The organism is Blautia sp. AF19-10LB, from assembly GCF_003461245.1.
In the GTDB taxonomy this organism is placed as follows: domain Bacteria; phylum Bacillota; class Clostridia; order Lachnospirales; family Lachnospiraceae; genus Blautia_A; species Blautia_A intestinihominis.
Genome location: NZ_QTWS01000023.1, coordinates 13,213 through 38,749 on the forward strand (window position 1 = coordinate 13,213; position 25,537 = coordinate 38,749).

The 25,537-nt window shown below is 45.9% G+C and carries 23 protein-coding genes, 7 tRNA genes, 1 pseudogene and 1 riboswitch; of the genes and pseudogenes, 14 read left to right on the top strand and 17 right to left on the bottom strand.

Going from position 1 to position 25,537, the window contains the following annotated elements; translation table 11 throughout:
• Positions 1–81: 81 nt before the first annotated feature.
• Both DWX28_RS12770 and DWX28_RS12775 read right to left on the bottom strand, forming a co-directional pair.
• The gene (locus DWX28_RS12770; protein ID WP_022213610.1) at positions 82–300 is read right to left on the bottom strand and encodes a FeoA family protein; all 219 of its coding nucleotides are present in this window, start codon (positions 298–300) and stop codon (positions 82–84) included.
• A gap of 213 nt (positions 301–513) precedes the next feature.
• A complete protein-coding gene (locus DWX28_RS12775) occupies positions 514–723 on the bottom strand; it encodes a FeoA family protein (RefSeq protein WP_118252927.1) in 210 nt (69 codons plus the stop codon).
• Positions 724–1,180: 457 nt separating this feature from the next.
• On the opposite strand from DWX28_RS12775, the gene DWX28_RS12780 reads away from it, so the two are divergent.
• Positions 1,181–1,555: a metal-dependent transcriptional regulator gene (locus tag DWX28_RS12780; RefSeq protein ID WP_022213608.1), complete on the top strand. Its 375-nt coding sequence runs from the start codon at positions 1,181–1,183 to the stop codon at positions 1,553–1,555.
• A 58-nt stretch (positions 1,556–1,613) separates the two neighbouring features.
• On the opposite strand, the gene DWX28_RS12785 is transcribed toward DWX28_RS12780, so the two are convergent.
• From DWX28_RS12785 to argC, 4 genes are read right to left on the bottom strand one after another with little or no spacing between them, the layout of a single operon-like run.
• A complete protein-coding gene (locus DWX28_RS12785; protein ID WP_118252903.1) occupies positions 1,614–2,810 on the bottom strand; it encodes an aspartate aminotransferase family protein in 1,197 nt (398 codons plus the stop codon).
• Positions 2,797–3,693, bottom strand: coding sequence for an acetylglutamate kinase (gene argB, locus DWX28_RS12790; RefSeq protein WP_118252904.1), 897 nt, complete (start codon positions 3,691–3,693; stop codon positions 2,797–2,799). Before argB ends, DWX28_RS12785 begins: the two co-directional genes overlap by 14 nt.
• Before the next feature lie 29 nt (positions 3,694–3,722).
• The gene (gene argJ, locus DWX28_RS12795; RefSeq protein WP_022213605.1) at positions 3,723–4,946 is read right to left on the bottom strand and encodes a bifunctional glutamate N-acetyltransferase/amino-acid acetyltransferase ArgJ; all 1,224 of its coding nucleotides are present in this window, start codon (positions 4,944–4,946) and stop codon (positions 3,723–3,725) included.
• A 40-nt stretch (positions 4,947–4,986) separates the two neighbouring features.
• Positions 4,987–6,027, bottom strand: coding sequence for an N-acetyl-gamma-glutamyl-phosphate reductase (argC, locus tag DWX28_RS12800; protein WP_022213604.1), 1,041 nt, complete (start codon positions 6,025–6,027; stop codon positions 4,987–4,989).
• 536 nt (positions 6,028–6,563) lie between these two features.
• Here argC and DWX28_RS12805 point away from each other — a divergent pair.
• From DWX28_RS12805 to DWX28_RS12820, 4 genes are all read left to right on the top strand, one after another.
• Positions 6,564–7,796 carry an argininosuccinate synthase gene (locus tag DWX28_RS12805; RefSeq protein WP_022213603.1) on the top strand — a complete coding sequence of 411 codons (1,233 nt, stop codon included), beginning with the start codon at positions 6,564–6,566 and terminating at the stop codon, positions 7,794–7,796.
• A 143-nt stretch (positions 7,797–7,939) separates the two neighbouring features.
• Positions 7,940–8,035, top strand: a riboswitch (purine riboswitch).
• A gap of 79 nt (positions 8,036–8,114) precedes the next feature.
• Positions 8,115–9,395, top strand: coding sequence for an amidohydrolase family protein (locus DWX28_RS12810; RefSeq protein WP_118252905.1), 1,281 nt, complete (start codon positions 8,115–8,117; stop codon positions 9,393–9,395).
• A 36-nt stretch (positions 9,396–9,431) separates the two neighbouring features.
• Positions 9,432–10,808, top strand: a complete 1,377-nt coding sequence (locus DWX28_RS12815; protein ID WP_022213601.1) for an NCS2 family permease — start codon at positions 9,432–9,434, stop codon at positions 10,806–10,808.
• Between the two features lie 283 nt (positions 10,809–11,091).
• A complete protein-coding gene (locus DWX28_RS12820; protein ID WP_118252906.1) occupies positions 11,092–11,994 on the top strand; it encodes a DMT family transporter in 903 nt (300 codons plus the stop codon).
• A gap of 101 nt (positions 11,995–12,095) precedes the next feature.
• On the opposite strand, the gene DWX28_RS12825 is transcribed toward DWX28_RS12820, so the two are convergent.
• Both DWX28_RS12825 and DWX28_RS12830 read right to left on the bottom strand, forming a co-directional pair.
• Positions 12,096–12,470, bottom strand: a complete 375-nt coding sequence (locus DWX28_RS12825) for a metal-dependent transcriptional regulator (protein WP_022213599.1) — start codon at positions 12,468–12,470, stop codon at positions 12,096–12,098.
• Between the two features lie 120 nt (positions 12,471–12,590).
• A complete protein-coding gene (locus tag DWX28_RS12830; protein ID WP_118252907.1) occupies positions 12,591–13,325 on the bottom strand; it encodes an RNA polymerase sigma factor region1.1 domain-containing protein in 735 nt (244 codons plus the stop codon).
• Positions 13,326–13,633: 308 nt separating this feature from the next.
• Here DWX28_RS12830 and DWX28_RS12835 point away from each other — a divergent pair.
• The 7 genes from DWX28_RS12835 (at position 13,634) to DWX28_RS12865 (ending at position 14,306) form a co-directional block, all read left to right on the top strand.
• Positions 13,634–13,708, top strand: a tRNA-Pro gene (locus DWX28_RS12835).
• Between the two features lie 33 nt (positions 13,709–13,741).
• Positions 13,742–13,812, top strand: a tRNA-Gly gene (locus tag DWX28_RS12840).
• Positions 13,813–13,836: 24 nt separating this feature from the next.
• Positions 13,837–13,910: transfer RNA gene (locus DWX28_RS12845), tRNA-Arg, on the top strand.
• A 5-nt stretch (positions 13,911–13,915) separates the two neighbouring features.
• Positions 13,916–13,989 (top strand) — tRNA-His (locus DWX28_RS12850).
• 10 nt (positions 13,990–13,999) lie between these two features.
• A tRNA-Gln gene (locus DWX28_RS12855) sits at positions 14,000–14,071 on the top strand.
• A gap of 11 nt (positions 14,072–14,082) precedes the next feature.
• Positions 14,083–14,155 (top strand) — tRNA-Lys (locus DWX28_RS12860).
• Positions 14,156–14,224: 69 nt separating this feature from the next.
• Positions 14,225–14,306, top strand: a tRNA-Leu gene (locus DWX28_RS12865).
• A 293-nt stretch (positions 14,307–14,599) separates the two neighbouring features.
• On the opposite strand, the gene DWX28_RS12870 is transcribed toward DWX28_RS12865, so the two are convergent.
• From DWX28_RS12870 to DWX28_RS12905, 8 genes and pseudogenes are all read right to left on the bottom strand, one after another.
• Positions 14,600–15,079, bottom strand: a complete 480-nt coding sequence (locus DWX28_RS12870) for a metallophosphoesterase family protein (protein ID WP_118252908.1) — start codon at positions 15,077–15,079, stop codon at positions 14,600–14,602.
• Positions 15,076–15,660 (bottom strand): XTP/dITP diphosphatase, encoded by a 585-nt coding sequence (locus DWX28_RS12875; RefSeq protein WP_118252909.1) that lies wholly within the window; start codon positions 15,658–15,660, stop codon positions 15,076–15,078. The genes DWX28_RS12870 and DWX28_RS12875 overlap by 4 nt, the downstream gene beginning before the upstream one ends.
• A complete protein-coding gene (locus DWX28_RS12880) occupies positions 15,657–16,811 on the bottom strand; it encodes a THUMP domain-containing class I SAM-dependent RNA methyltransferase (RefSeq protein ID WP_118252910.1) in 1,155 nt (384 codons plus the stop codon). The genes DWX28_RS12875 and DWX28_RS12880 overlap by 4 nt, the downstream gene beginning before the upstream one ends.
• On the bottom strand, positions 16,808–17,353 hold the full coding sequence (gene yfcE, locus DWX28_RS12885) for a phosphodiesterase (protein WP_118252911.1): 546 nt from the start codon (positions 17,351–17,353) through the stop codon (positions 16,808–16,810). The genes DWX28_RS12880 and yfcE overlap by 4 nt, the downstream gene beginning before the upstream one ends.
• Before the next feature lie 162 nt (positions 17,354–17,515).
• On the bottom strand, positions 17,516–18,619 hold the full coding sequence (gene tnpB, locus DWX28_RS12890; protein WP_022213669.1) for an IS200/IS605 family element RNA-guided endonuclease TnpB: 1,104 nt from the start codon (positions 18,617–18,619) through the stop codon (positions 17,516–17,518).
• An 18-nt stretch (positions 18,620–18,637) separates the two neighbouring features.
• Positions 18,638–18,927: pseudogene (gene tnpA, locus DWX28_RS20795) on the bottom strand (IS200/IS605 family transposase); the annotation flags it as partial.
• A 108-nt stretch (positions 18,928–19,035) separates the two neighbouring features.
• On the bottom strand, positions 19,036–19,347 hold the full coding sequence (locus tag DWX28_RS12900; protein ID WP_022213667.1) for a rhodanese-like domain-containing protein: 312 nt from the start codon (positions 19,345–19,347) through the stop codon (positions 19,036–19,038).
• Between the two features lie 169 nt (positions 19,348–19,516).
• Positions 19,517–19,705, bottom strand: coding sequence for a hypothetical protein (locus DWX28_RS12905; RefSeq protein WP_118252912.1), 189 nt, complete (start codon positions 19,703–19,705; stop codon positions 19,517–19,519).
• A 416-nt stretch (positions 19,706–20,121) separates the two neighbouring features.
• On the opposite strand from DWX28_RS12905, the gene DWX28_RS12910 reads away from it, so the two are divergent.
• Together DWX28_RS12910 and DWX28_RS12915 are read left to right on the top strand one after the other, a co-directional pair.
• Positions 20,122–22,530, top strand: a complete 2,409-nt coding sequence (locus tag DWX28_RS12910; RefSeq protein ID WP_118252913.1) for a CDP-glycerol glycerophosphotransferase family protein — start codon at positions 20,122–20,124, stop codon at positions 22,528–22,530.
• Positions 22,531–22,572: 42 nt separating this feature from the next.
• The gene (locus DWX28_RS12915; RefSeq protein WP_118252914.1) at positions 22,573–24,705 is read left to right on the top strand and encodes a glycogen debranching protein; all 2,133 of its coding nucleotides are present in this window, start codon (positions 22,573–22,575) and stop codon (positions 24,703–24,705) included.
• An 82-nt stretch (positions 24,706–24,787) separates the two neighbouring features.
• Here the strand turns inward: DWX28_RS12915 and DWX28_RS12920 are convergent, their stop codons facing one another.
• On the bottom strand, positions 24,788–25,483 hold the full coding sequence (locus DWX28_RS12920) for an L-ribulose-5-phosphate 4-epimerase (RefSeq protein WP_022213663.1): 696 nt from the start codon (positions 25,481–25,483) through the stop codon (positions 24,788–24,790).
• Positions 25,484–25,537: the final 54 nt, after the last annotated feature.

The following is a 25,537-nucleotide window of genomic DNA, read 5'->3' on the forward strand; positions in this document are numbered from 1 at the left end:
CTTTGTTGCAGCCATAAGGCCGCTCAACAAAACTTTAATTCTTATGTACAGAACATGATTCATTGCTGGGAACAGCAATCCTTATTTTACCTGTACGCACTGAGCATCGTTCTTTCTTACGGATAACTCATAGCCTCTTACAGTGATCTCAACAGGATCTCCAAGCGGAGCGACTTTTCTGATGTAGATTTCGCTTCCTTTGGTGATTCCCATATCCATAATGCGTCGTTTGTAAGCGCCGTCTCCCTCAATCTTAGTTACAACAACGGTACTTCCGACTTTTGCCTCACCTAAAGTCATTGTTCTGTCTCCTTTCCTCTTGTTGATTTATTATATATACTTGACGCCCCTGACGAAGTGCTCCATTGCTTCGCAATTCCACACTTCTGCAGACATTCGGAATCCGCTGATTTTCTTCGAAAATCGCTACTTCCTCATGTTTGGCGGGTTTCAAATTCATCCGCTAATGTATGCAAGCATACAACGTAGCTGCAATTTTAAACCCTGGGGCTGTCAGATCATAATATGCTTTGCCATATCTGAGTTGACTGCTACACGGGCATCTTTGACGTTAACGATTACATTGCCGCCGATCGCAGACACTACTGAAATCTCTGTACCTGTTACAAATCCAAGGTTTGCGAGAAATCTTCTTGTTTCTTCATTTCCACCGATCTTGAGAATTGTATTTACTTCGCCGATTCCGGCCATTGTAAGTGGCATCATGGTATCTACTCTTCTTTCTCTAATGATAATTTTTTTCGTTTAAAAAGACCGCAGTCACAGACCACTTCCTTTTTCTACTAAGTTAGTATATTCTAACGTTGGTAAGCTGTCAAGTACTTTTTTTCGTTCTATATAACCTGCATTCGTTAATCATAACTATAATTTGCATCATAAAACTTTTATTTGTCACAAGTGACTCTTGTTTGTTATGTACAATATTCGTTCGTTTTGCATAACTATTGTGCAAATTTGTATAAAAAAATTCCTGCCTTTCCGGGCAGGAGTCTCTGTTTGTGCCAAAATATGCAATTATAAAAAACATTGGATTTTTGCGGTTTTCTCTGCATTCATCTTGTTCCGGACGCGAAAATATGATATGATATCAATAATACAAAGCAATACGAGATTATGCAAACAAACGCATGATTTCTTTCAGCAGAATTGGGGTGTAAGAATGCATACAAACGAATCCGCCGAAAACTATCTGGAAACGATTCTTATCTTAAGCAAATCCCATCCGGTCGTTCGCTCCGTAGATGTTGCCTCTGAACTTGGATTCAAGAAATCCAGCGTCAGCGTTGCCATGAAGAAGCTTCGTGAGACCGATCAGATCACCGTATCACCTGAGGGATACCTTTACCTGACCGAATCAGGACGTGCAACCGCAGAGAAAATTTACGAGCGTCATCTCTTTCTTTCTGAGTGGCTTGAGAAACTGGGTGTTGACCCGGTTGTTGCAGCAAGTGATGCCTGCAAGATCGAGCACGTGATCAGTACCGAGAGCTTTGCCGCGATCAAGAAACACATTGATCTTAACAGTATGGAATAATATATTTCTATCAGATATCAGATTTGTACAGTAGTTTCAAAAGGCAGGAGCCTGGCAGTTACGCCAGGCTCTTTTCTAATTTCTCGATCATTTCATCGATATTTTCTTTTGTGATAACAAGCGGAGGTACAAGACGGAGTACGTCGCTTCCTGCTGAGATCACAAGAAGCCCGTTCTCAAGTGCCTTTGTCACAACACTTCCCACAGTCGCTCCTTCGATCACCAGTCCCTGCATGAAACCTTTTCCACGACGTGCTGCGACGATCGGGTATTTTTCCACAAGTGTGTCGAGTTTTTCCTCTAAATATGGGGTTAATTCCTGTACATGTGCCAGGATACCGGCCTGCTCAAAGATATCAAACACCTTGCTGACAGCTGCACATACAAACGGGTTTCCACCATAAGTTGTGCCATGATCTCCCGGTACGAGAGATGCTGCTGCAGCTTTTTCCCCGAGGACAAATGCCCCGACCGGGACACCGCAGCCAAGTGCTTTGGCACAGGTCATCACATCCGGTTTGACACCGTAGGACTGCCATGCGAAGTAATATCCGGTACGTCCCATACCGCACTGGATCTCGTCAAAGATCAGGATAATATCATTTTCGTCACAGAGTGCGCGAAGTCCCTCAAGGAATTCCTTCTGTGCCGGATAGATGCCGCCCTCTCCCTGTACGACCTCTGTGATGATCGCGCAGGTCTTGTCTGTGATCTGTGCTTTGACGCTCTCAAGATCATTGAAATCCGCAAATTTAACACCGCCGATCAGTGGTTCGAACGGCTCTCTGTAATGCTCTGTTCCTGTGACAGAAAGAGCTCCCATGCTTCTTCCGTGGAAAGAATGGTTCATTGCGATGATCTCATATTTCTGTGCTTCTTTGCCATATTTGGTATAGGCGTATTTACGTGCAGCTTTGAGTGCACCCTCGATTGCCTCTGTTCCACTGTTTGTGAAGAACGCTTTGGCAAGTCCGCTGGCTTTGACCAGTTTTTCTCCTGCTTCGCTCATCGGCTCATTGTAATAAAGATTGGAAATATGAGTCAGCTTGTCGATCTGTGCTTTTAAAGCCTCGTCATATCCCGGATAATGATATCCCAGTGCATTTACTGCGATCCCGGCAGCAAAGTCGAGATATTTTTTGCCCTCTGTATCATAGAGATAGCATCCTTCCCCATGGTCAAACATGACCGGGAAACGATTATATGTATGCAGAATACTTTCTTCTGCATGATTCATCTGTTCATTCATGCTCATTGTAATATTTCTCCCCGTCTTCTCTTAAAATAGCAGTACCGATACCTTTGTTTGTAAAAATCTCCAGAAGGAGGCTGTGCGGAATACGTCCGTCCAGGATATGTACTCTGTTTACGCCTTCCTCGATCGCATCGATGCAGTTCTGCAGTTTCGGAATCATTCCACCGCCTACATAACCGTCGCTGATCAGTTTTTCTGCTTCGTGTACATGTAACTCGGAGATCAGAGAACTCGGATCATCTTTGTCCTTGTATACACCCTCAATATCAGAAAGGAATACAAGTTTTTCTGCATGGACAGCCTCTGCGATCGCACATGCTGCATCATCTGCATTAATATTATAAGAATCAAAGTTTGTGTCAAATCCGATCGGAAATACGATCGGAAGGAAGTCTTTTTCGAGAAGATCCTGCAGAACCTTCGGATTGACTTTCTCGATATCGCCTACATATCCGATATCTTCGCCCTTGGAAAGTTTCTTGTGGCACTGGAGAAGTCCACCGTCCTTGCCGCTGATACCAACAGCCTGTACACCGAGGGATTCCACCAGTGTAACCAGTTCTTTGTTGACTTTTGCGAGAACCATCTCTGCGATCTCCATAGTGTCTTTGTCTGTTACGCGGAGACCGTTTACAAAACGTGGTTCCATGCCGACTTTGTTGACCCAGCGGCTGATTTCCTTACCGCCTCCGTGAACGATGATCGGTTTGAAACCGATCAGTTTCAGAAGTACAACGTCCTTGATGACATTTGCTTTGAGTTCTTCGTCCAGCATGGCACTTCCGCCGTACTTTACTACTACGATCTTACGATTAAAACGCTGTATATAAGGAAGAGCCTCGATAAGAGTTTCTGCCTTGTCCAGATATTTCTGATTTACCATTTTTTCATTTCTCCTCGATTTTAAATTTTTTATGAACGATAATCCGCATTGATCTTGACATAATCATAGGTAAGGTCACATCCCCATGCGGTTGCGGTGCAGTCGCCCATCTTGATGTCTGCGATCGCAGTTACCGCTTCTTCGGAAAGGATCTTTGTCGCTTCTTCTTCGCTGTAATCTACAGCCACACCGTTTTCGATGATCTGGATCTTACCTGCCTTGCTCTCAAAGTAGAGGTCTACTTTTTCCGGATCAAACTGTGCACCTGAGTAGCCCATCGCACAGAGGATCCTTCCCCAGTTTGCATCATGTCCGTAGATCGCTGCTTTTGTAAGGGAGGAAGTAACAACGGATTTACTCAAAGTCACTGCCTGTTCCTTGCTCTCTGCACCGATGATCTTTACTTCAAACAGTGCAGTCGCACCCTCACCGTCGCCTGCAATCTTCTTGGCAAGTGTGGTGTTGATGTAATTCAGTGCCTCGCAGAATTTCTGATAGTCTTCGTTTTTCTCATTGATCTCCGGGTTCTCTGCCATTCCGTTTGCCAGCAGGAGAACAGTATCGTTTGTGGAGGTATCGCCGTCAACAGATACCATATTATAAGTATCTTTGACATCCTGGCTCAGAGCTTCCTGGAGAAGCTGCTTGGAAATGCATACGTCTGTTGTGACAAAACCAAGCATCGTGCACATGTTCGGATGGATCATTCCGGATCCCTTGCACATGCCGCCGATTGTAACTGTCTTGCCGCCGATCTCGATTTCTACGGCAACTTCTTTCTCTACGGTATCCGTTGTCATGATTGCTTTGGCTGCTTCGTTTCCGGCTTCCAGAGTTCCCTTGAGCTTCGGAGCCATTGCCTTGACACCGTCGGAAAGTTTCTCGATCGGAAGCTGCATGCCGATAACGCCCGTAGATGCGACCAGTACGCTGTTTTCATCTACGTTCAGAGTCTCTGCTGCTGCTTTTGCTGTTGCCCGGCAGTAGCTGAATCCCTCTTCTCCTGTACACGCATTGGCGATACCGCTGTTGCAGACGATCACCTGTGCACTTGGATGTTTATAAACGATCTCCTGGTCCCATTTGACCGGAGCTGCCTTTACGATATTTGTGGTAAAAGTTCCTGCTGCCACGCATGGTTTCTCGCTGTAGACCATTGCCATGTCAGTTCTTCCCTGATATTTGATCCCTGCTGCTGTGGATGCCGCCTGGAATCCTTTTGCCGCTGTAACTCCACCTGTAATAACCTTCATAATCTATACTCCTCCTTGGTACAAAAATCTCCGTTTTTATTTACGGAAGCATTGGAATCTGATGAAGTCCTTCTGCCTCGTCGAATCCGAACATCAGGTTCATGTTCTGTACAGCCTGTCCTGCTGCACCTTTTACAAGGTTGTCGATCGCGCCCATCATGATAACACGTTTGGTCCTCGGGTCGATCTTGAAGTTGACATCTACATAGTTGCTGCCTTCGACGCATTTAGTCTGCGGGCATACGTCTTTGTCAAGGACACGGATGAATGTTTCATCTGCATAATATTTATCGTAAGCTGCTCTTACTTCTTCATAGGAAACTTCTTTCTTGAGAGAAGCGTATGCAGTTACTAGGATTCCTCTGTTCATCGGGATCAGGTGAGGTGTGAAGTTGATCATCACTTCCTGTCCGCATGCATAACCAAGCTGGTCCTCGATCTCCGGTGTATGGCGGTGAGTTGCTACGCCGTATGCTTTGATATTCTCATTTACTTCGCAGTAAAGGTTCGGAACTTTTGCTCCTCTTCCTGCTCCTGAAGTGCCGGATTTTGCATCGATGATGATAGTGTTCGGATCGATCAGGCCTTCTTTGAGAAGCGGGTAGATGGATAAAGTGGAACAGGTCGGATAGCATCCCGGGTTCGCGATCAGTCTTGCTTTCTTGATGTCCTCACGGTTGATCTCGCACAGTCCGTAAACTGCCTCGTCGATAAACTGCGGTGATTTGTGCTCGATGCCGTACCATTTCTCATATTTCTTTACATCTTTGATACGGAAATCTGCACTCAGGTCGATGACCTTTGCTTTGGAAAGGATCTCTTCATTAACAAGAGATGCACAAAGCCCCTGCGGTGTTGCGGTAAAGATCACATCTACTTCGTCTGCAAGTGCAGCCATATTGTCGTCCATACACTTCGCATCTACCAGTTTAAAAAAGTTCTGGTATACATCTGCATATTTCTGATCGATATAGCTTCTTGAGCCGTACCATGCAACTTCTACTTCTTTATGTCCAAGGAGCAGTCTTGCCAGTTCATTTCCTGCATAACCGGTTGCTCCGATGATTCCTGCTTTGATCATTTCTCATTCCTCCTAGAATCACAAATTAGCAGTTACATAATGTGCAACTGCTTAAAACTGTTGTAATTATACCATTACTGCTCATATATTCGCAGTAATTGGTCAAAATCCATTCCAAATTGCCTGCGGCAATGGGATTTTGCCCCGTATGTCTCAGGATTTTGCCATATCTGGCAAAACACTTCGCGGGACATTCTCCGTATAAACTGTATTGATTATACATCTATACTGCATAATATGCAATACAAAATTTTACCATTTTCGCATCCGCATTCCGCGATTTTATGTATTTTTATATGTTATTTCCTATTTAATGATGCATTTTTATGCAAAAATTTCTTTTATTTTTTTGCATATTGGTATTGCATATTTATAAAAATTGTTGTATATTAACTCTTGTCGAAACACGACAGGGCTTAAGATTCACTGCTTTATCATACAATCACACTAAAGCGCAGGAATCTTTACCTTTTATAATATCAAATATTCATGTATCTGCCAAGTGCAGGACATTAAATTTTCAGGAGGAATACATTATGAAAGAAAAAGTTGTACTTGCATACTCAGGTGGTCTTGATACCACAGCACTGATCCCGTGGCTGAAAGAAACATTTGATTACGAAGTTGTCTGCTGCTGTGTAAACTGCGGACAGGGAAACGAACTGGATGGTCTGGATGAGAGAGCGAAACTTTCCGGAGCTTCCAAATTATACATCGAAGACATCGTTGATGATTTCAGCGACAACTACATCATGCCATGCGTACAGGCAGGCGCTGTATACGAACACAAATATCTGCTCGGAACTTCCATGGCCCGTCCGGCGATCGCCAAGAAACTCGTTGAGATCGCACGTAAAGAAAACGCTGTTGCTATCTGCCACGGTGCTACCGGTAAAGGTAACGACCAGATCCGTTTCGAACTTGGTATCAAAGCACTTGCTCCGGACATCAAGATCATCGCTCCTTGGAGAATGACAGATGTATGGACCATGCAGTCCCGTGATGATGAGCTCGCATTCTGCCAGGCTCATGGAATCAACCTTCCATTCGATGCAAGCCACAGCTACAGCCGTGACCGTAACTTATGGCATATCAGCCATGAAGGACTTGAACTCGAAGATCCTTCCCAGGCTCCGAACTATGACGACATGCTCGTTTTAAGTGTAACTCCTGAAAAAGCACCAGATAAAGAAACAGAAGTAACCATGACATTTGAGGAAGGTGTTCCGAAGACTCTCAACGGCAAAGCAATGAAAGTTTCCGAGATCATCACAGAGCTCAACCGTCTTGGCGGCGAGAACGGTATCGGTATCGTTGATATCGTAGAAAACCGTGTTGTTGGTATGAAATCCCGTGGTGTATATGAGACTCCTGGCGGAACTATCCTGATGGCAGCTCATGAGCAGCTCGAGGAACTGATCCTTGACCGTGACACCATGGAAGCCAAGAAAAAGATCGGCAGCCAGTTCGCTCAGGTCGTATACGAAGGAAAATGGTTCACACCACTCCGCGAGGCACTCCAGGCATTCGTAGAGTCCACTCAGAAATATGTAACCGGTGAAGTTAAATTCAAACTTTACAAAGGAAACATCATCAAAGCTGGTACAACTTCTCCATACAGCCTGTACAACGAATCTCTTGCATCCTTCACAACAGGTGACATGTATGACCACCACGATGCAGACGGATTCATCACTCTGTTCGGTCTTCCGCTCAAAGTTCGTGCAATGAAATTACTGGAAGTTGAAAAGAACAAAAACAACAAATAATCATAGCTTTTATTTTCCGGCGGTCTGTTTTCAGACTGCCGGATTTTTTATACCAAATTTTATGCAATTTTTTTGTACAATATTATACATAGAAGTTTTCATTTTATATTTGACAGAAAACACTTCCTATTTTATAATAATTTCATAAACAATAGTGTAAAACTTATATAGGTCCATAATTGGTTGGACGTCTCTACCAACTACCGTAATAGTTGCCTATAAGTGTTACTGTTTACTTTGTTTACAGTAACTTTTCGGGCAAAATATCCGGTATTTTTTTTGCCCGGAAGGTTCCAGACCAAAAAGGAGGTAGCTTATATGAAACCAACCACTTTTGCCATCAGAGGAACGGTATGTTTCAGCACAGACTCACAGAACCTGACCTGCCTTGAGAATGCATTTATCGTCTGTCAGGACGGACGTACTGTCGGTGTTTTCCCGGAGCTTCCGGCTCAGTTTGAAGGAATTCCTGTTGAAGATGTGGGCGATCAGCTTATCATTCCGGGAATGAACGATCTCCACCTTCACGCTCCGCAGTATGCATTTCACGGCATGTATATGGATCTGGAACTGCTGGAATGGCTGAATCAGGTTACTTTCCCGGAGGAAGCCCGCTATGCAGATCTCAGTTACGCCGAGAAAGCCTATTCTATCTTTGCAGAGGATCTGCGCCAGAGTGCCACGACACGTGCTTCCATCTTTGCAACCCTGCATGTAGAGGCAACCGAACTTCTGATGGATCTCATGGAAAAAACAGGTCTCAAAACCTATATCGGAAAGGTCAATATGGACCGCAATGGAACCGCTGACCTTCAGGAAAAAAGCGCTGTTGTTTCTGCGGGAGATACTGTCCGCTGGCTCACTGACACTGCCGGAAAATATGAGAACGTCAAGCCGATTCTCACACCACGTTTCACCCCTTCCTGCACAGATGAGCTTATGAATGCGCTGGCAGAACTCCAGAGTACTTACCGTCTTCCGGTACAGTCGCATCTTTCCGAGAACCAGAGTGAAATTGCCTGGGTACACGAACTGTGCCCTAATACTTCTTTTTATGGAGAGGCATACGATCAGTTTGGTCTTTTTGGCAGTCCTGACTGCCCTGCGATCATGGCACACTGTGTCTACAGTTCAGATGCTGAGATCGCCCTTATGAAAAATCGGGGAGTTTTTGTCGCCCACTGTCCTCAGTCCAACACGAATCTTTCTTCCGGCATCGCCCCCGTACGGCGTTATCTCGAAGAAGATCTTCACATCGGACTTGGCACGGATATTGCGGGTGGTCATTCCCTGTCCATGCTCCGCGCGATCGCCGATGCCATTCAGGTATCCAAGCTTCGATGGAGGCTTGTGGATGATTCCCTGAAGCCGCTTTCCCTGGAAGAAGCTTTCTATATGGCAACCATGGGCGGTGGAGCTTTCTTTGGAAAGGTCGGAACTTTTTTGGAAGACTATGAGTTTGATGCTCTGATCCTGGATGATCGGGGTCTCCGTCATCCTCAGCCACTGGCGGCACGTGAAAGACTTGAGAGACTGATCTATCTTTCGGATGACAGATGCATCACCGGAAAATATGTTTCCGGAAACAAAATCTTTTAGTGCACAGGCTGTGCACCATACGAAGGGGGTACTTATATGAATCTCGACAAACTTTTCCACCTCAAAGAAAACCACACAGACGTCAAAACTGAGGTCATGGCAGGAATCACAACCTTTATGACAATGGCCTATATCCTGGCTGTCAACCCGAATATCCTGTCTGCATCCGGCATGGACCGCGGATCTGTCTTTACAGCAACCGCACTGTCCGCATTTATCGCAAGCTGTCTGATGGCACTTCTGTCCAACTATCCATTCGTTCTTGCTCCTGGAATGGGTCTGAACGCATACTTTACCTACACCGTAGTCCTTGGTATGGGATATTCCTGGCAGCAGGCACTTGCAGCAGTATTTGCAGAGGGTATCATCTTTATCCTGCTTTCCCTCACCAATGTTCGTGAAGCGATCTTCAACTCCATTCCGATGAACCTGAAACACGCCGTATCTGTAGGTATCGGCCTCTTTATCGCATTTATCGGACTCCAGAACGCCAAGATCGTTGTTGGAAATGACTCTACACTGGTAAGCATCTTTTCCTTCAAATCCTCTGTTGCAGAAGGAACTTTTTCCTCACAGGGCATCACTGTTCTCCTTGCGCTGATCGGTATCCTGGTTACAGCCATCCTTCTTGCCAAGGACGTTAAAGGCAGCATCCTCTGGGGCATCCTGATCACCTGGGTTCTCGGGATCATCTGTCAGCTTACACATCTGTATGTACCGAATGCTGACCTCGGATATTACAGCCTGCTTCCTGATTTTTCAAGCGGAATCTCTGTGCCAAGCATGGCTCCGACCTTTATGAAGATGGATTTTTCCATTGTATTTTCACTGGATTTCGTAGTCATCATGTTTGCATTCCTGTTTGTAGATATGTTTGATACTCTTGGAACCCTGATCGGTGTGGCTTCCAAAGCTGACATGCTCGATAAGGACGGCAAGCTTCCGAATATCAAAGGTGCCCTGCTCTCTGACGCTGTCGGAACAACTGTAGGTGCTATGTGCGGTACTTCCACTGTTACCACCTTTGTCGAAAGTGCCTCCGGTGTTGCAGAAGGCGGACGTACAGGACTCACCTCCATAGTAGCAGGTATCCTGTTTGCACTTTCTCTTCTGCTTTCCCCGATCTTCCTGGCAATTCCTTCCTTTGCGACAGCACCGGCTCTGATCGTCGTAGGTTACCTGATGCTGACCTCTGTCACTAAGATTGATTTCAGTGACATGACAGAAGCGATCCCGTGCTTTATCGCGATCATCGCAATGCCATTCATGTACAGTATTTCCGAAGGTATCTCCATGGGAGTTATCTCCTACGTAGTGATCAACCTGATCACCGGCAAAGCCAAAGAAAAGAAGATCAGTGCATTGATGTACGTTCTCGCCGTATTATTTGTACTGAAATATATCTTCATCTAAATAGTTATAATTATTCATAAGGGCTCTGCACATGCGGAGCTCTTATTTTTTTATTTTCACTCTTTATCAATGCATAGTTATGCAGTATACTAGTGATACCAGGGTTTCAAACGGATATGACTTTCATGCTTGCATGAAAGGGCATATCCATTTGAAACCCGCCAAATATGAGGAAGTAGTGATTTACGCAGTAAATCTACGGATTCCGAATATTTGCAGAATCGCGGAAGATGCAGAGCATCGGAGTGATTCGTAAGTATCTTACACTACGAGGAGAAATATTATGAAAAAAGAATCTGTTCCGGTCAGGAATTCGCTTTTGCTTTTGCTGACCGCCACCATCTGGGGTGTGGCTTTTGTCGCACAGAGCGTCAGCATGGACTATATTGGAGGCTTTACCTTCAATGCCGTTCGAAATATCATCGGTGCGATCGCACTGCTGCCTGTCATCTGGGGACTTGGTAAGACCAGATCTGCCAGTGAGCAGACACCTTCTGACCGCAAAACTCTGATCACCGGCGGTATCTGCTGCGGTATCCTGCTCTGCCTTGCAAGCAACTTCCAGCAATTCGGTATCAAATACACCACCGTCGGCAAAGCCGGATTCATCACCGCCTGCTACATCATCATCGTTCCGGTCATCGGTATCTTCCTTAAGAAAAAATGCAGCCCGTTTATCTGGATCGCCGTAATCCTTTCCTTATGCGGTCTGTACCTTCTCTGCCTGACACCGGGCGAGGGATTTGCCATTGGCAAGGGAGAGCTGCTCGTGCTGATCTGTGCAGTACTTTTTTCCCTGCATATCCTGGTGATCGACCATTTCTCACCTCTGGTAGACGGCGTAAAAATGTCCTGCATCCAGTTCCTGGTCTGCGGTATCCTCTCCGGGCTCCCTGCCTTGCTCTTTGAAAGTCCGGATCTCGCAGGCATCCTTGCAGCCAAAGTTCCGATCCTCTATGCCGGAGTTATGTCCTGCGGAGTTGCCTACACCCTGCAGATCGTCGGTCAGAAAGGCATGAACCCGACCGTAGCCTCCCTGATCCTCAGCCTGGAATCCTGCATTTCCGTGCTCGCCGGCTGGCTGATCCTTGGACAAAACTTAAGCGGCCGTGAGATTTTTGGCTGTGTGCTGATGTTCGGTGCGATCATCCTTGCACAGCTCCCGCAGAAAAATCCTGCCGCATAAATAATCTCACCGTTATTTCCACGCAACAAAAAAGGTCATCACTTTCAGAAAACTCTGATCGTGATGACCTTCTGTATTTCGTTATTGTATTTCATATACTGTCAGATCTCGCCCTTGGCTGTCAGATGCTCCTTGATCTTCTCGAAGCTCTCGTCGCTGACATCATGCTCCATCTTGCAGGCATCTGCCCTTGCAACCTCCGGTGAAACACCAAGTCCCTCAAGCATCTTGGTCAAAACAGTATGTCTCTCATAAATCCTGTGTGCGATCTCTGAACCCTTGTCCATCAATGTGACTGTGCCATAACGGTCCATTGCGATATAACCGTCTTCTCTTAATAATTTCATTGCATGGCTTACGCTCGGTTTGGAAACTCCCAGCATAGATGCAATGTCAACAGAGCGCACCCCGCCGCCTTTTTTGGATAAAACCAGAATCGCTTCCAGATAATCCTCCGCTGATTCTCTAATCTGCATAAAAATACCTCCCATATGTTGTTTATAGTATCATAAAAATCGACATATTTCAACAGTTATGGGCGTTATCGCGGCGATTGTTTTTCTCAACTAACTGTGCGCATCTAGGGGAAAACTTTTTTATTTATCGTCACCGGTCAGGCGGAGGATATCGCGGATCTCATCTACTTTCATGTCAAGAATGATCGCAAGCTCATCAATGCTGAAAGCATTCTTATCATCTTCATCGTCATTCAGTTCGCGGACTGCACTTTCAAGCTTCTCTACACGGGCTACCAGGCTGTCGTCTGCGAATTTTCTCTGGGTCTGTTCTTCCAGAACTGCGATGATCCCTTTACGGACTTCATTCATGAGCCATTTTTCATCTCTGACTTCGTTTCCGGCGCTTCCAAGCGCCTGGATCAGTGCCAGATTTGCCTCCTGGATCAGATCTGCAAGAAAAATCTCCTCTGCATTCATGTCTGCTGCCATCTTCGCTGTTTCTTTCATATAATAAGAAGTAAGGGACTGCAGCGCATCCTGATCTCCGTTTGCAAGTGCGGCAAAAGCCTGGGCAGTATCTATGGAAAGTTCCGGAAGTTCTTCAAGATAATTCCTGAGGTAAGTTTCTTCTTCCGGGGTCAGCGGGATTATCTTTCGTTCCGGCTCTTTGGTTTCCTCTGTGGCACTGTCTTCCATTCCTTCGATCTGGATTCCCTGGGAGGTTAAATATTTGAGTACTCCAAGGAGCTGTGTCTTGTCGAGTTCCATTCCTGCGAAGGTATCGCGGATCTGGATCGTGGTAAGGGAATTGCCATTTGCTTTGGCGATGGTCTGTATTTCTTTTAATTTGTTCTGAAATTCCTGTACGTTCATTTTAGGTCTCCTTCTATAAAATTAAGTATGGATTGTGTAAAAACATGGTTGATGTTTTGTTTTTTCTGAAATTATTTTTTGTTGTATCATTGTATCATATTTTATCATTTTCTTGTGATTTTTCCAACCAGAAGCGTATTTAACGTAATTTTTTTGCCCGGAAACCCGCATAAAATAAGACTTTGCGGCATTTTTAAAATTTTTTTCAATTTTTTTCAAAAAAGTTGTTGACATTTGGATATGCCTAATATATAATATGTCTTGCGTTGAGCGACATAGCAAAAACGCAAACAACTAAATACCGTTAACGGGGTGTGGCTCAGCTTGGCTAGAGCGCCTGGTTTGGGACCAGGAGGCCGCAGGTTCGAATCCTGTCACCCCGATGCTGTAAACAACTTTTACCGTTTCAGCGAATTGCGGGTGTAGTTCAATGGTAGAACACCAGCCTTCCAAGCTGGATACGTGGGTTCGATTCCCATCACCCGCTTCTCTGTAAGCGAAGCAGAGAAATGTGTCTGTAGCTCAGCTGGATAGAGCAACGGCCTTCTAAGCCGTGGGTCGGGGGTTCGAATCCCTTCAGGCACGCTGTGGTGGGTATAGCGCAGTTGGTTAGCGCGCCAGATTGTGGCTCTGGAGGCCCAGGGTTCGAATCCCTGTATCCACCCTTTCGCCTTTGGGCTATCGCCAAGCGGTAAGGCACAGCACTTTGACTGCTGCATTCGCTGGTTCGAATCCAGCTAGCCCAGTCTTATATTATGGGATATTAGCTCAGTTGGTAGAGCACTTGACTTTTAATCAAGTTGTCCGGGGTTCGAATCCCCGATGTCTCACTTGAAACACTATCGTTTAGATAGTGTTTTTTATTATTTTATTAGGAAGTTTGGATGCTATCCTATCCTGCGGATATGGCGGAATTGGCAGACGCGCCAGATTTAGGTTCTGGTGTTGAACGACGTGCAGGTTCAAGTCCTGTTATCCGCATTTTTTATAAGGCTTGGAAGCCTTATGATCCAGTTTCCCACTGCGTGGGGATATTTCGCAAAGGGACTTCGCCAGTCCCTCTGCACACCCTGGGCTTTTTTGGAAGCATGAGCCTTGGGGTTTCAGATTTGTAATGTGTAGAAGAAAGACCGGATTCCTGGTTGCCGTGTGGGCAAGGGGAATCTGGTCTTTTTTCAGATTGTTGGTGGCGAAAGCCCATAAATAAGAGGTGCGTTGCGGTCTTATTTATGGGCTTTCTTTTGTACAGTTTTGTTTAGCTTATTAAATAATTGTTATAGGTGTTTTAGTTCGGCGGTTAGGTGACCGGTTTGGTCTAGGTTTACGATGGCGTAGCTTGGCCGCCGGCCTCTTTGGCGGGGGTAGGTCAGGCTTCCGGGATTTAGGGCTAGGACACCGTCTATGGTTTCCAAAAGGGGTTTGTGGGTGTGGCCGAAGAAGACGGCGTTACAGCCGCGGTCTTTGGCTTCGTCGATGACACCTGTGATATCCATGGAAACGCCGTAGTAGTGGCCGTGGGTGACGAAGATCCGGTTGTTGCCTGCTTCTACTATTTCTTCTCTTGGAAGGTCTGAGAAGAAGTCGTTGTTTCCTGAAACGATATGGCAGGGGCACTCGGTGAGGGCTTCTATGAAGATTTCTCTGCCTTCTACGTCACCGCAGTGGATCAGCATGTCGAAGGGAGCTTCCTGCATGACTGCCTGTTCGAAGTTTTCGTCTCTGCCGTGGGTGTCGCTGACTACGAGGATTTTCATCGGAGTGCGTCCTTGATGGCGCGCAGAGCCTTCCCTCTGTGGCTGATCTTGTTTTTTTCTTCCATGGAGAGTTCTGCTGAGGTGCAGCCGTACTCCGGGAGATAAAAGATCGGGTCGTAGCCGAAGCCGTTGGCTCCGCTTTCTTCGTAGCCGATCCTGCCCTCCATTGCCTCTCTTACGGTCTTGACGCTTCCATCAGGAAAAGCCGCTGCGATCGCACAGACGAATCTGGCGGTTCTTTTTTCATCCGGGACTCCTTCGAGGCGTTCGATCAGTTTGGCGTTCTTGATATGATAGGAGGTATCCTCTCCCATATATCGCGCAGAATAGATTCCCGGCTCTTTGTTGAGATAGTCGATCTCCAGACCAGAATCGTCTGCAAGAACGATCTCTCCTGTCAGGTCGCGGATCGCTTTTGCCTTGATCTGGGCGTTTTCTTCGAATGTTTTTCCATCTTCTACGATGTCGGCGTGAATTCCGGCATCTTTTAAGGAAAGAAGTTCGATGTCAAGATCTCCGAGGATCTCACGTATCTCTTTCATCTTGCCTTCATTTCCTGTTGCAAAAATCACTTTTTTCATGAATCTTTTCTCCTCTTCGGCGGCTTCGGACCAAGGAACTGATAGTAGTAAGTCTTCAGCATACCATTATAGATCTTACGGTTTTTGTCCGCTTTTTTGCCAATATCGTTTTCTGTATGATCGTAGGATGTGATCAGGTACATGGACCACTTGTCCAGACGGCTGAAACTCTCTCCGATCTCTCTGTAAAGTGCCGGAAGGGCTTCTTTTTCTTCCAGACGCTCGCCATATGGCGGGTTCGTGATGATAAATCCATACGGCTTCGGATGGCTCAGATCCCTGACTGCTCTCTGCTGGAAATGGATCAGCTTGTCCACTCCTGCCATCTTTGCATTGGAACGTGCTGCCTTGAGGGCTTCCGGATCGATATCGTAACCCTGGATGTCTGTCTCAATATCGAGATTTACACGGTCCTGCGCTTCTTCCAGAGCATCATACCAGCATTTACGTGGAACCAGATGCTTCCAGTCTTCTGCAAGGAAAGAACGGTTCATTCCCGGTGCCATGTCTGCTGCCATCATCGCAGCCTCGATCGGGAAAGTTCCACTTCCGCAGAAAGGATCGACAAGGATCCTGTCTTTGTTCCACGGAGTCAACATGATCAGCGCGGAAGCCAGTGTCTCTGTGATCGGCGCCTTGACGGTCATCTGACGGTATCCTCGTTTGTGCAGGGAGACGCCGGAAGTGTCGATCCCAATTGTTGCCACATCCTTCATAAAAGCAACACGAATCGGGAAACTTGCTCCATCTTCCGGGAACCAGGAGATCCCATAGACGCTCTTGAGTCGTTCTACGATCGCCTTTTTCATGATCGACTGGATATCAGACGGGCTGAACAGAGCACTTTTTACGGAGTTTGCCTTTGCCACCCAGAATTTACCATCCTTCGGGATATATTCTTCCCACGGGATCGCCTTGGTCTTCTCAAACAGTTCGTCAAAAGTCACTGCCTTGAACTCTCCTGTCTTGAGAAGGATACGCTCTGTGGTGCGGAGGAACATGTTTGCCTGTGCGATGCCCTCTGCATCTGCCAGAAAAGTAACTTTTCCGTCTTCTACTTTGCTGATCTCATATCCCAGATCCAGGATCTCACGTTTCAGAACCGCTTCCATACCAAAGTGACAGGGTGCGATCAGTTCCATATATTTCATGCAAGCCTCATTTCCTTGATGATATTTCCATCAAAATCTTTAATTGTGAATACTTTGTCTTCCAGTACTGCGTAGGTCGGCGGATTTCCTTCCTTCGGAATGGAAACAGAACCCGGATTCAGAAGGATGTAGCCCTCTCTCTGCTCTGCCTTGAGCACATGTGTATGTCCGTGGATCAGGATGTCCCCTTCACGGAACGGCGGAAGGTTGTTTTCGTTATAGACATGTCCATGTGTGGCATAAAAAGTCAGCCCGTCGATCGCCAGAATGCAGTAATCTGCCATCACCGGGAAATTCAGTACCATCTGGTCTACTTCTGCCTCACAGTTGCCTCGAACTGCATAGATCTCATTTTTCATTTCGTTGAGCATTGCGATCACTTCCTTCGGAGCATATTCCTTCGGAAGATCGTTTCTTGGTCCGTGATAGAGCAGGTCGCCCAGCAGAACCAGACGCTCTGCGCCCTCTTCTCTGTATGCTTCCAGCATTTTACGGCAGTAAAAGGCGGAACCATGTACATCTGATGCAAACATATATTTCATAGCAAGTTTCTCCTATCAGTTTTTTTCCAGTATATCATTCTTTTATTCTACTGTGAATTACCCATTGTCTAAAGCCAATGGGCTTCCTGCTTCATCGTCCTCGTAACCTACTAACTCCACAGGCGTTAATTCGGGCAATTCCTGCCCTATTATTTGATTTTCTTATGCTGTTTTTCTTAATCCCTCTGCCAATATATTCTTTGCAGCATTAATATCTCTGTCATGCTTCGTCCCGCAAACAGGACATATCCATTCCCTTACTGACAGATCTTTCGTCTCTGTATTTTGATATCCACATGCAGAGCACAACTGGCTGCTTGCATAAAATGTATCTGTTTTTACATATTCCCTTCCATTCCACTTTGCCTTATATTCTAACTGCCTTGTCAGCTCATACCACGATACATCACTTATAGATTTTGCCAGATGATGATTTTTTACCATATTTTTTATCTGTAGATCTTCTGAAACTATCACTTGGTTTTCGCTGATGAGCTCATGTGAGATCTTGTGCAGATAATCTTTTCTGGTATTTGTTATCTTCTCATGGCATAACGCTATCTTTTTCCTGATCTTATAGTAATTTTGGCTTCTCTTTTCTTTATGTGCTAACTGCCTTTGCAATTTTATCAGTTTCTTCTCATGTTTCCTGATAATTTGGGGATTTATGTATTTCTTTCCAGCAGAAGTAATACATAAATCTTTAATTCCCAAGTCTAAACCTATACTATGACTGGTATGCTGCAGTTCCTCATGTTCCGTTTCCACCAATAATGATACATAGTACTTTCCACTTGGTACCTGAGATACGGCTGCTGACTTTATCTGCCCGCTAAAGTTTCTATGCAGCTTTGCTTTTACTTCCTTTAGTTTAGGCAGTTTTACTTTATTTCTCTCAAAATCTGCTGCTATATTGCCATTTGTAAAATTTGTTGTGTATGATCTGTGACTGTCATGTTTGCTCTTAAACTTCGGATAACCTGCATGTTCTTTGAAAAATTTCTGATATGCAGAATCCATATTATAAATGGCATTCGTCAGTGCAAATTTATCTACTTCCTTCAGCCATTCATTTTCTTTCTTTAATTCTCTGTTACAGTAATTATTGCAGTCTGTTTTGCTGACAGACTTTTTCTCTTTTTCGTACATTTCTTTCCGATATGCCAATGTACGGTTATAGACAAAACGGCAGCAGCCAAATGTTTTTGCTATCTGTACTCTCTGCTCCATATTAGGATATATTCTATATTTATATGCTTTTAACATTTACTGCCACCTTCTTTCTCATCCCTGACCATCGATATATTTTTTAGCATTTCTTCTGATACATTTCCTACACTACATACAAAATACCCATCTGTCCAAAATGTATGTTCTTTCCAAAAATGTTTGCGCAGATAATCCGGATATCTCTTCCAAATATAATATGTTGTATAACTTTTCATCAGATCCACAATCTTCCTGACAGACATTGTCGGTTATGTTTCTATCATATAATGGATATGATCTTTATCCGTTTCCATATATTTGATAATAACTTTGTGCCTTTGGCATATCTCAAGTATATAACATTTTTTTACTTTTGGCTACCTTAACCCACCGTCTAAAGCCAGTGGGATTGCGGTAGCCTTATTTCAAAAGATCCTCTGGCTAAGCTCTTTCCATAGTCAGAGGATTCCTGTTTATCCGGAAAACGTGCGATTTCTTCCCCTGTATGCCCCAAATCCTCCTATAACGGATCTTGTTCTGTATCCCCGCCGCACATAATCACGTGCCGCAGCCATACTTGCCCCGCCCCTGTCGCAGTAAAAGATAAGAAGTTTTTCTTTCGGAAGCGGCGGACTTTCGCTTAATTCTTCATAAGGAATGTTTACCGCTCCTCTGATATGGCTCTTTCGGTAACTCTCCGGTTCCCGGAGATCTATGATCAGTGTGTCCGGACGGTCCACATAATAATCCAGCATTTTTGCAGAAATGGTTTCGATAGGAAACATATGATTCTTCCTTTTTTATTTATATTATATGTAGGATCCTGCTTTCCGGAACCTCCCGCTGTCCATCCCTGGCACCACATAACGCAGAACAGGCTCCGCCTATCTGGCGAAGCCTGCTCTTTATTTTTTACATAAGAAGAAGGGAGAAAATTTGCCTGAAGTTTTCGCTTTAGTATCTGTCGGAATAGTCATCCTGTTCTTTATTATATGCGTTAGATGTCTTATTGCGGGACGCATTTTTTGAAGAATTTCTGGAAGCATTTTTGCTGCTGTCCTGGCTGCCCATCGCATTTTTTGAAGTTGCTTTGTCAGTGCTGTAGTTGCTTGTTTTGTTCTCATTTTCATAATTTTTTGCCATTTGAAAATTCCTCCTGTAGTTCATGTTACTGTGAACAGTAACAATCTTTATTTCTTATTACATCAGGTAGTATGTCTTCCTAAGGCAAAAATTATGCAGGTTTTGCAGCAAAATTTATTATATAAAAGGAAATCCCCGGTAGGGGAGCTACCAGGGATTTCCAGGGGAGTATAAATAATTAAATAAGGGGTTATGTAAAAAAAATTTTTGAAGGGTAAATTCTTTTTACAAGTACGATTATAATATAATCCAGCCAAAAAAGCAATAACTTTCGTGAAATCTGCCCTGTTATTCGCCCCGAGGAAGGCTTTTTATATTAATCCCTGTTCATGTTTATTTATTCGTGATAAAATATAAAAACACTGTATATAAACAGTCCATTGATAACTATAAATTTTTTTACAGGGTAAAATATTATGGCAGATTCAAACAATTCATTCAAAAATAAAGTGATACGCAAGCTCAAAAGCGGTACCTGGTATCCTTTTTATAATACCTTTTATGAAAAGGTGCCGATCGACCGCCGTGAGATCCTCCTTGCTTCCAGAAGCGGGATTTCCCTGGAAAGCAATATTCTTGCGATCTTTACAGAACTTTCCCGTCCGGAATACCGCAAATTCCGAAAAGTCCTGGCAGTTCAGAAGAGCTCCCGTGAACAGATTGAGAAAAAACTCGCTCATTATCACATTTCCGTGGATAAGATTGTTCATATGAGCACCCCGGACTACTATTACCATCTGGCAAAGGCCGGCTACCTCATCAACGACACCACCTTCCCGGGACGTTATATCAAGAAAAAAGGCCAGGTTTATCTCAACGTCTGGCACGGTACCCCGCTCAAACGCATGGGACAGGACAACGAGGAAGAACGCTATGACATGGGAAATATCATGCGAAATCTCCTGATGTCCGACTATCTCGTTTTTCCTAATTTATATATGGAAGAAAAAATGTCCGGAGCTTTTAACCTCAAAGAACTTTATCGGGGAACGATTCTCCGCGAGGGCTATCCGCGAAATTCTATTTTCTTCGACCAGGAACACGGCAGGCTCCTCAAGGAAGTCCTGGGCTACCAGGGATGTCAGCTCAGCGTCTATATGCCGACCTTCCGCGGACGTACCGATGATGTAGAAGGCGATACCTACGTAGAGCAGGTACGCAGTTATCTTGAGGTAATTGATAAGGGCATGCAGGACGATCAGATTCTTCTTCTCAAGCTGCATCCACTTGTGCAGAAAGGGCTCGATCTCGACAATTACAGGCACATCCGCCCGTTCCCGTCAGAACTTGACACCTACGATGTACTGAATGCCTGCGACGTACTGATCACAGATTATTCCAGCGTCATGTACGACTTTGCAAATACTGGTCGTAAGATCATCCTCTTTGCCTATGACCTTGAGGATTATATGGGACACCGTGGCATGTACGAAGACATCCGCTCCTACCCGTTCCCGATCGCAGTAACACCGGAGGAAGTCCTGTCTGAACTTCAGGAACCGGGCGGCGGTGCTGACAGAGAATTTCTTGACAAATACTGTACCTTTGACCGACAGAAAGCGACACGCAATATCTGCCGCCACGTACTTCTCGGCAAATATCTGTGTCAGGAACACAAAATGCCGGTCACAACGAAGAAAAAAGTCCTTCTCTACGCCGGCAGCCTCAAGCCAAACGGGATCACGACCGCATACTTCAGCATGCTCCGCCATCTCGATACGGATGCCTGCGACTATTATATTTCCTACCGTTCCCCGTCCCTCAAGGAGCATCCGGAACGGCTTAATGGAATGCCGGAGGGATACCATTACTACCCTCTCGCCACAGAAATGAACCTCGATGTCCTCACCGCTGTGGCACAGATCCTGTATCTGAAATGGGGGATCACTTCTTTTGGCATCCGGAAACGGCTTGAGAAAGCATACCGCCGGGAATGGCAGAAACATTTCGGAAACGCAGCCTTTGACCAGGTCGTTCACTATGACGGCTACGAGAATTACATGATCGCACTCTTTGAACAGGCTCCCTGCACCAGAACGATCTGGGTGCATAACGACATGGAACGTGAGATCCAGGCCAAGGGAAATCCAAGCCTGCCACTTCTTCGTCATGCCTATGCCACTTATGACCATGTTGTGCCAGTCGGCGAGGATATCCGTCCTGCCGTGGAGCGCATCGGTGGACGCACAGACAATATACAGGTGATCGCCAACTACATGGATGTCGAAAATATCCGCTCCAGAGCAGAACTTCCACTGACCTTTGACCCGGAAACCCAGTCCAATGTCTCTCTTAGGAAACTCCAGAAAATCCTGGACTGCTCCGGTACGAAATTTATCAACATCGGAAGATACGCCCCGGAGAAAGGTCAGGAACGCCTGATCCGTGCCTTTGACACCTTCTGGCACAGCCATCCAAAGACATGGCTTATCATCATTGGCGGAATGGGTGACCTGTACGAAAGCCTTCGCCGTCTTGCCAGAAGCCTGGAATCCGGACGGCACATCGTACTTCTTAAATCCATGAGTAATCCGATGCCAGTACTGAAACGCTGCGACTTTTTTATCCTCTCCTCTTTCTATGAGGGACAGGTTCTGGTCGTCCCGGAGGCAGATGTGCTCGGACTTCCTGTCGCAGCCTGTGATGTCAATGGAGCCAGATCTTTCCTCAAAGAATACGGCGGCACACTTCTGCCTGACAGTGAAGAAGGTGTGCTTCAGGGCATGGAAATGTATGCTTCCGGCAAGATTCATCCACTTCATGTCGACTACGAGACAAGAAATCAGCAGATCATCCAGAAATGTGAGAAACTTTTCCAGGAGTAAGCTGCTGATCCACTTTTATACTACAGGAACGGAGAAAACATCATGAAATCTTATCACCATAAATTTGTATCTGACCACCCGCTTGAATCAACACCTATGGCTGAAATCGACGGTTTTCCGGTACGGCCGGGTATTTTTGACCTGAATGGAGCTACCCCGCTTCAGAACGGCGTGAACTTTACCATTCACACCTGCGGAGGAACTTCCTGCGAACTCCTTCTCTTCCACCGTGCACAGGAGGAGCCTTTTGCCGTTCTTCCTTTCCCTGAGGCTTACAAGATCGGCGATGTCTATTCCATGATCGTATATGGACTGAACATTGACGAATTCGAGTACGCTTACCGCGTGGACGGACCATACTGTCCGGAAAAAGGACTCTTATTCGACAAAAACAATGTTCTTCTCGACCCTTACGCCAAGGCTGTTGCCGGTCAGAGGACCTGGGGGATCCGCTGGGACCATACCTACCATGCACGAGTGGTCAAGGACACCTTCGACTGGGGCGATGTTCCGCAGTCCAAGAAGGAGCTCTGCGACCTTATCATCTACGAACTGCATGTAAGAAACTTCACACACCATCCTTCTTCCGGGGTTCAGCATCGAGGCACTTTTGCCGGACTGATGGAAAAGATCCCCTATCTCAAGGAACTCGGTATCAATGCGGTCGAGCTGATGCCGATCTTTGAGTTCGATGAGACCATGAACGCAAGGACGGTCGACGGAACACAGTTACTCGAATGCTGGGGCTACAATACTGTGAGCTTTTTTGCTCCGAACAGCAGCTACTCTTCTGCCAACGAGCACAACAGAGAAGGTACAGAGCTCAAGACACTGATCCGTGAACTTCATGCAAACGGGATTGAAGTCATCCTCGACGTTGTATTCAACCATACCGCAGAGGGCAACGAGAAGGGACCTTCCTTCAGTTTCAAGGGATTCGACAATAACATTTACTACATGCTGACGCCGGACGGAAATTACTACAATTTCAGCGGCTGTGGAAACACTCTGAACTGCAACCATCCTGTCGTTCAGCAGCTGATTCTGGAATGCCTGCGTTACTGGACCATCAATTACCGTGTTGACGGCTTCCGCTTCGACCTCGCCAGCATCCTTGGACGAAATGAAGACGGTTCTCCGATGAACAATCCGCCGCTTCTGCGTACCCTCGCTGATGACCCGATCTTAAGCAATGTCAAGCTGATCGCGGAAGCATGGGATGCGGGCGGTCTTTATCAGGTTGGAAGTTTCCCGGCGAGCGGACGATGGGCTGAATGGAACGGCCGTTACCGTGACTCTCTGCGAAGCTTCCTTAAAGGCGACTGCTGGCAGGCGTGGGATGCCGCCTGGAGCATTTCCGGTTCCGGTGACCTTTATGGTGGTTTCTATGGAAATAACAAGAGCAATTACGCCGGTTACAATTCCTGCGTCAATTTCCTTACCTGTCATGACGGATTTACACTTTATGACCTCTATGCTTACAATGATAAGCACAATGAGGCAAACGGATGGGACAATGCGGACGGTGCCAATGATAACCGAAGCTGGAACTGCGGTGCCGAGGGCGAAACCGATGATCCGGAAGTTCTCGCACTCCGCTACCGCATGATCCGCAACGCCTGTGCAGTCCTGATGTGCAGCCGTGGAACGCCGATGTTCCTCTCCGGCGATGAATTTGGAAATACCAAATACGGAAACAACAACAGCTACTGTCAGGACAGCAGGATCTCCTGGCTCGACTGGCGCATGCTTGACAAAAACCGCGATCTCTTTGAATTCTTCAAATTTATGATCGCATTCCGCAAGCAGCACACAGTTATCCACAAGAAGCTCCCGGATTCCGTCTGTGGCATGGACCCTATCCACACTCACAACATCAACGCAGACGAAGTGGATATCCCGAGAGATGCCCGCACCTTCTGCGTAAGCTTCACCGGCTATGACAAAGAAAAAGGCAGGGACGACCTCGTTTACGTGGCAGTCAACACCTACTGGGAGGATGTAACGATCACCCTTCCAAGTCTCAAAGGACACGGTGCATGGCACTTAAGCGTCAACACTTACGGCGACGAAAACGGCCGTTACTGCTACCCGGACGGCGAAGACCCGCGCATCGACCACAGCTTCATCATGCGCCCGAGAACGGTTGCGGTATTTACCGGAAAGGATTTTTAAGTTTCTGTTTGTGCACATAACAGATACAAAAACGAGCTGGCATTCTACACGACATGTCAGCTCGTTCGCTTTATCTGGTTATTTATTTCTTAATCTGTCCATAATAAGCATTTGCACCATGTTTGCGGTAATAATGCTTATCCTGTAATTCCTGTGGTGCCGGTTTTACCTGTGGGTTAATCTGTTCGCAGCGGCATGCCATCTTGGCTACTTCTTCAAGAACAACTGCGTTGTGGACTGCTTCATGGGCATCCTTGCCCCAGGTGAATGGTCCGTGGTTCTTGCAGAGGACTGCAGGTACTGCTTCGTAGTCGCTGTTTTTGAAATATTCTGCGATCAGGACGCCGGTGTTTTTCTCATAAGCTTCATCAATCTCTTCTTTTGTCAGGTTGCGTACACATGGAACTTCACCGTAGATGTAGTCTGCATGAGTGGTTCCGTAGCATGGAATGGATCTTCCTGCCTGTGCCCAGCTTGTTGCCCACGGAGAATGGGTATGTACGATTCCTCCGATATTCGGGAATTCATTATAGAGAACGACATGTGTTGCTGTATCGGAAGATGGATTATATTCACCCTCTACTTTGTTTCCCTGAAGGTCTACAACTACCATATCTTCCGGTCTGAGCTTATCATAATCTACCCCGCTCGGTTTGATGACAAACAATCCCTTTTCACGGTCAATGCCGCTGACATTTCCCCAGGTGAATGTGACCAGTCCGTATTTCGGAAGATCCATATTGGCTTTGTATACTTCTTCTTTTAATTTCTCAAGCATTATTTTCTCTCCTTTGCACAAAACGTAAGCCGTTGTTTCCAGCAGCTTACGTTT

Coding starts and splice junctions, on each gene's coding strand:
- DWX28_RS12770 (WP_022213610.1), bottom strand. CDS start 300: ATGACTTTAGGTGAGGCAAAAGTCGGAAGTACCGTTGTTGTAACTAAG.
- DWX28_RS12775 (WP_118252927.1), bottom strand. CDS start 723: ATGCCACTTACAATGGCCGGAATCGGCGAAGTAAATACAATTCTCAAG.
- DWX28_RS12780 (WP_022213608.1), top strand. CDS start 1,181: ATGCATACAAACGAATCCGCCGAAAACTATCTGGAAACGATTCTTATC.
- DWX28_RS12785 (WP_118252903.1), bottom strand. CDS start 2,810: ATGAGCATGAATGAACAGATGAATCATGCAGAAGAAAGTATTCTGCAT.
- argB (WP_118252904.1), bottom strand. CDS start 3,693: ATGGTAAATCAGAAATATCTGGACAAGGCAGAAACTCTTATCGAGGCT.
- argJ (WP_022213605.1), bottom strand. CDS start 4,946: ATGAAGGTTATTACAGGTGGAGTTACAGCGGCAAAAGGATTCCAGGCG.
- argC (WP_022213604.1), bottom strand. CDS start 6,027: ATGATCAAAGCAGGAATCATCGGAGCAACCGGTTATGCAGGAAATGAA.
- DWX28_RS12805 (WP_022213603.1), top strand. CDS start 6,564: ATGAAAGAAAAAGTTGTACTTGCATACTCAGGTGGTCTTGATACCACA.
- DWX28_RS12810 (WP_118252905.1), top strand. CDS start 8,115: ATGAAACCAACCACTTTTGCCATCAGAGGAACGGTATGTTTCAGCACA.
- DWX28_RS12815 (WP_022213601.1), top strand. CDS start 9,432: ATGAATCTCGACAAACTTTTCCACCTCAAAGAAAACCACACAGACGTC.
- DWX28_RS12820 (WP_118252906.1), top strand. CDS start 11,092: ATGAAAAAAGAATCTGTTCCGGTCAGGAATTCGCTTTTGCTTTTGCTG.
- DWX28_RS12825 (WP_022213599.1), bottom strand. CDS start 12,470: ATGCAGATTAGAGAATCAGCGGAGGATTATCTGGAAGCGATTCTGGTT.
- DWX28_RS12830 (WP_118252907.1), bottom strand. CDS start 13,325: ATGAACGTACAGGAATTTCAGAACAAATTAAAAGAAATACAGACCATC.
- DWX28_RS12870 (WP_118252908.1), bottom strand. CDS start 15,079: ATGAAAATCCTCGTAGTCAGCGACACCCACGGCAGAGACGAAAACTTC.
- DWX28_RS12875 (WP_118252909.1), bottom strand. CDS start 15,660: ATGAAAAAAGTGATTTTTGCAACAGGAAATGAAGGCAAGATGAAAGAG.
- DWX28_RS12880 (WP_118252910.1), bottom strand. CDS start 16,811: ATGAAATATATGGAACTGATCGCACCCTGTCACTTTGGTATGGAAGCG.
- yfcE (WP_118252911.1), bottom strand. CDS start 17,353: ATGAAATATATGTTTGCATCAGATGTACATGGTTCCGCCTTTTACTGC.
- tnpB (WP_022213669.1), bottom strand. CDS start 18,619: ATGTTAAAAGCATATAAATATAGAATATATCCTAATATGGAGCAGAGA.
- DWX28_RS12900 (WP_022213667.1), bottom strand. CDS start 19,347: ATGTTTCCTATCGAAACCATTTCTGCAAAAATGCTGGATTATTATGTG.
- DWX28_RS12905 (WP_118252912.1), bottom strand. CDS start 19,705: ATGGCAAAAAATTATGAAAATGAGAACAAAACAAGCAACTACAGCACT.
- DWX28_RS12910 (WP_118252913.1), top strand. CDS start 20,122: ATGGCAGATTCAAACAATTCATTCAAAAATAAAGTGATACGCAAGCTC.
- DWX28_RS12915 (WP_118252914.1), top strand. CDS start 22,573: ATGAAATCTTATCACCATAAATTTGTATCTGACCACCCGCTTGAATCA.
- DWX28_RS12920 (WP_022213663.1), bottom strand. CDS start 25,483: ATGCTTGAGAAATTAAAAGAAGAAGTATACAAAGCCAATATGGATCTT.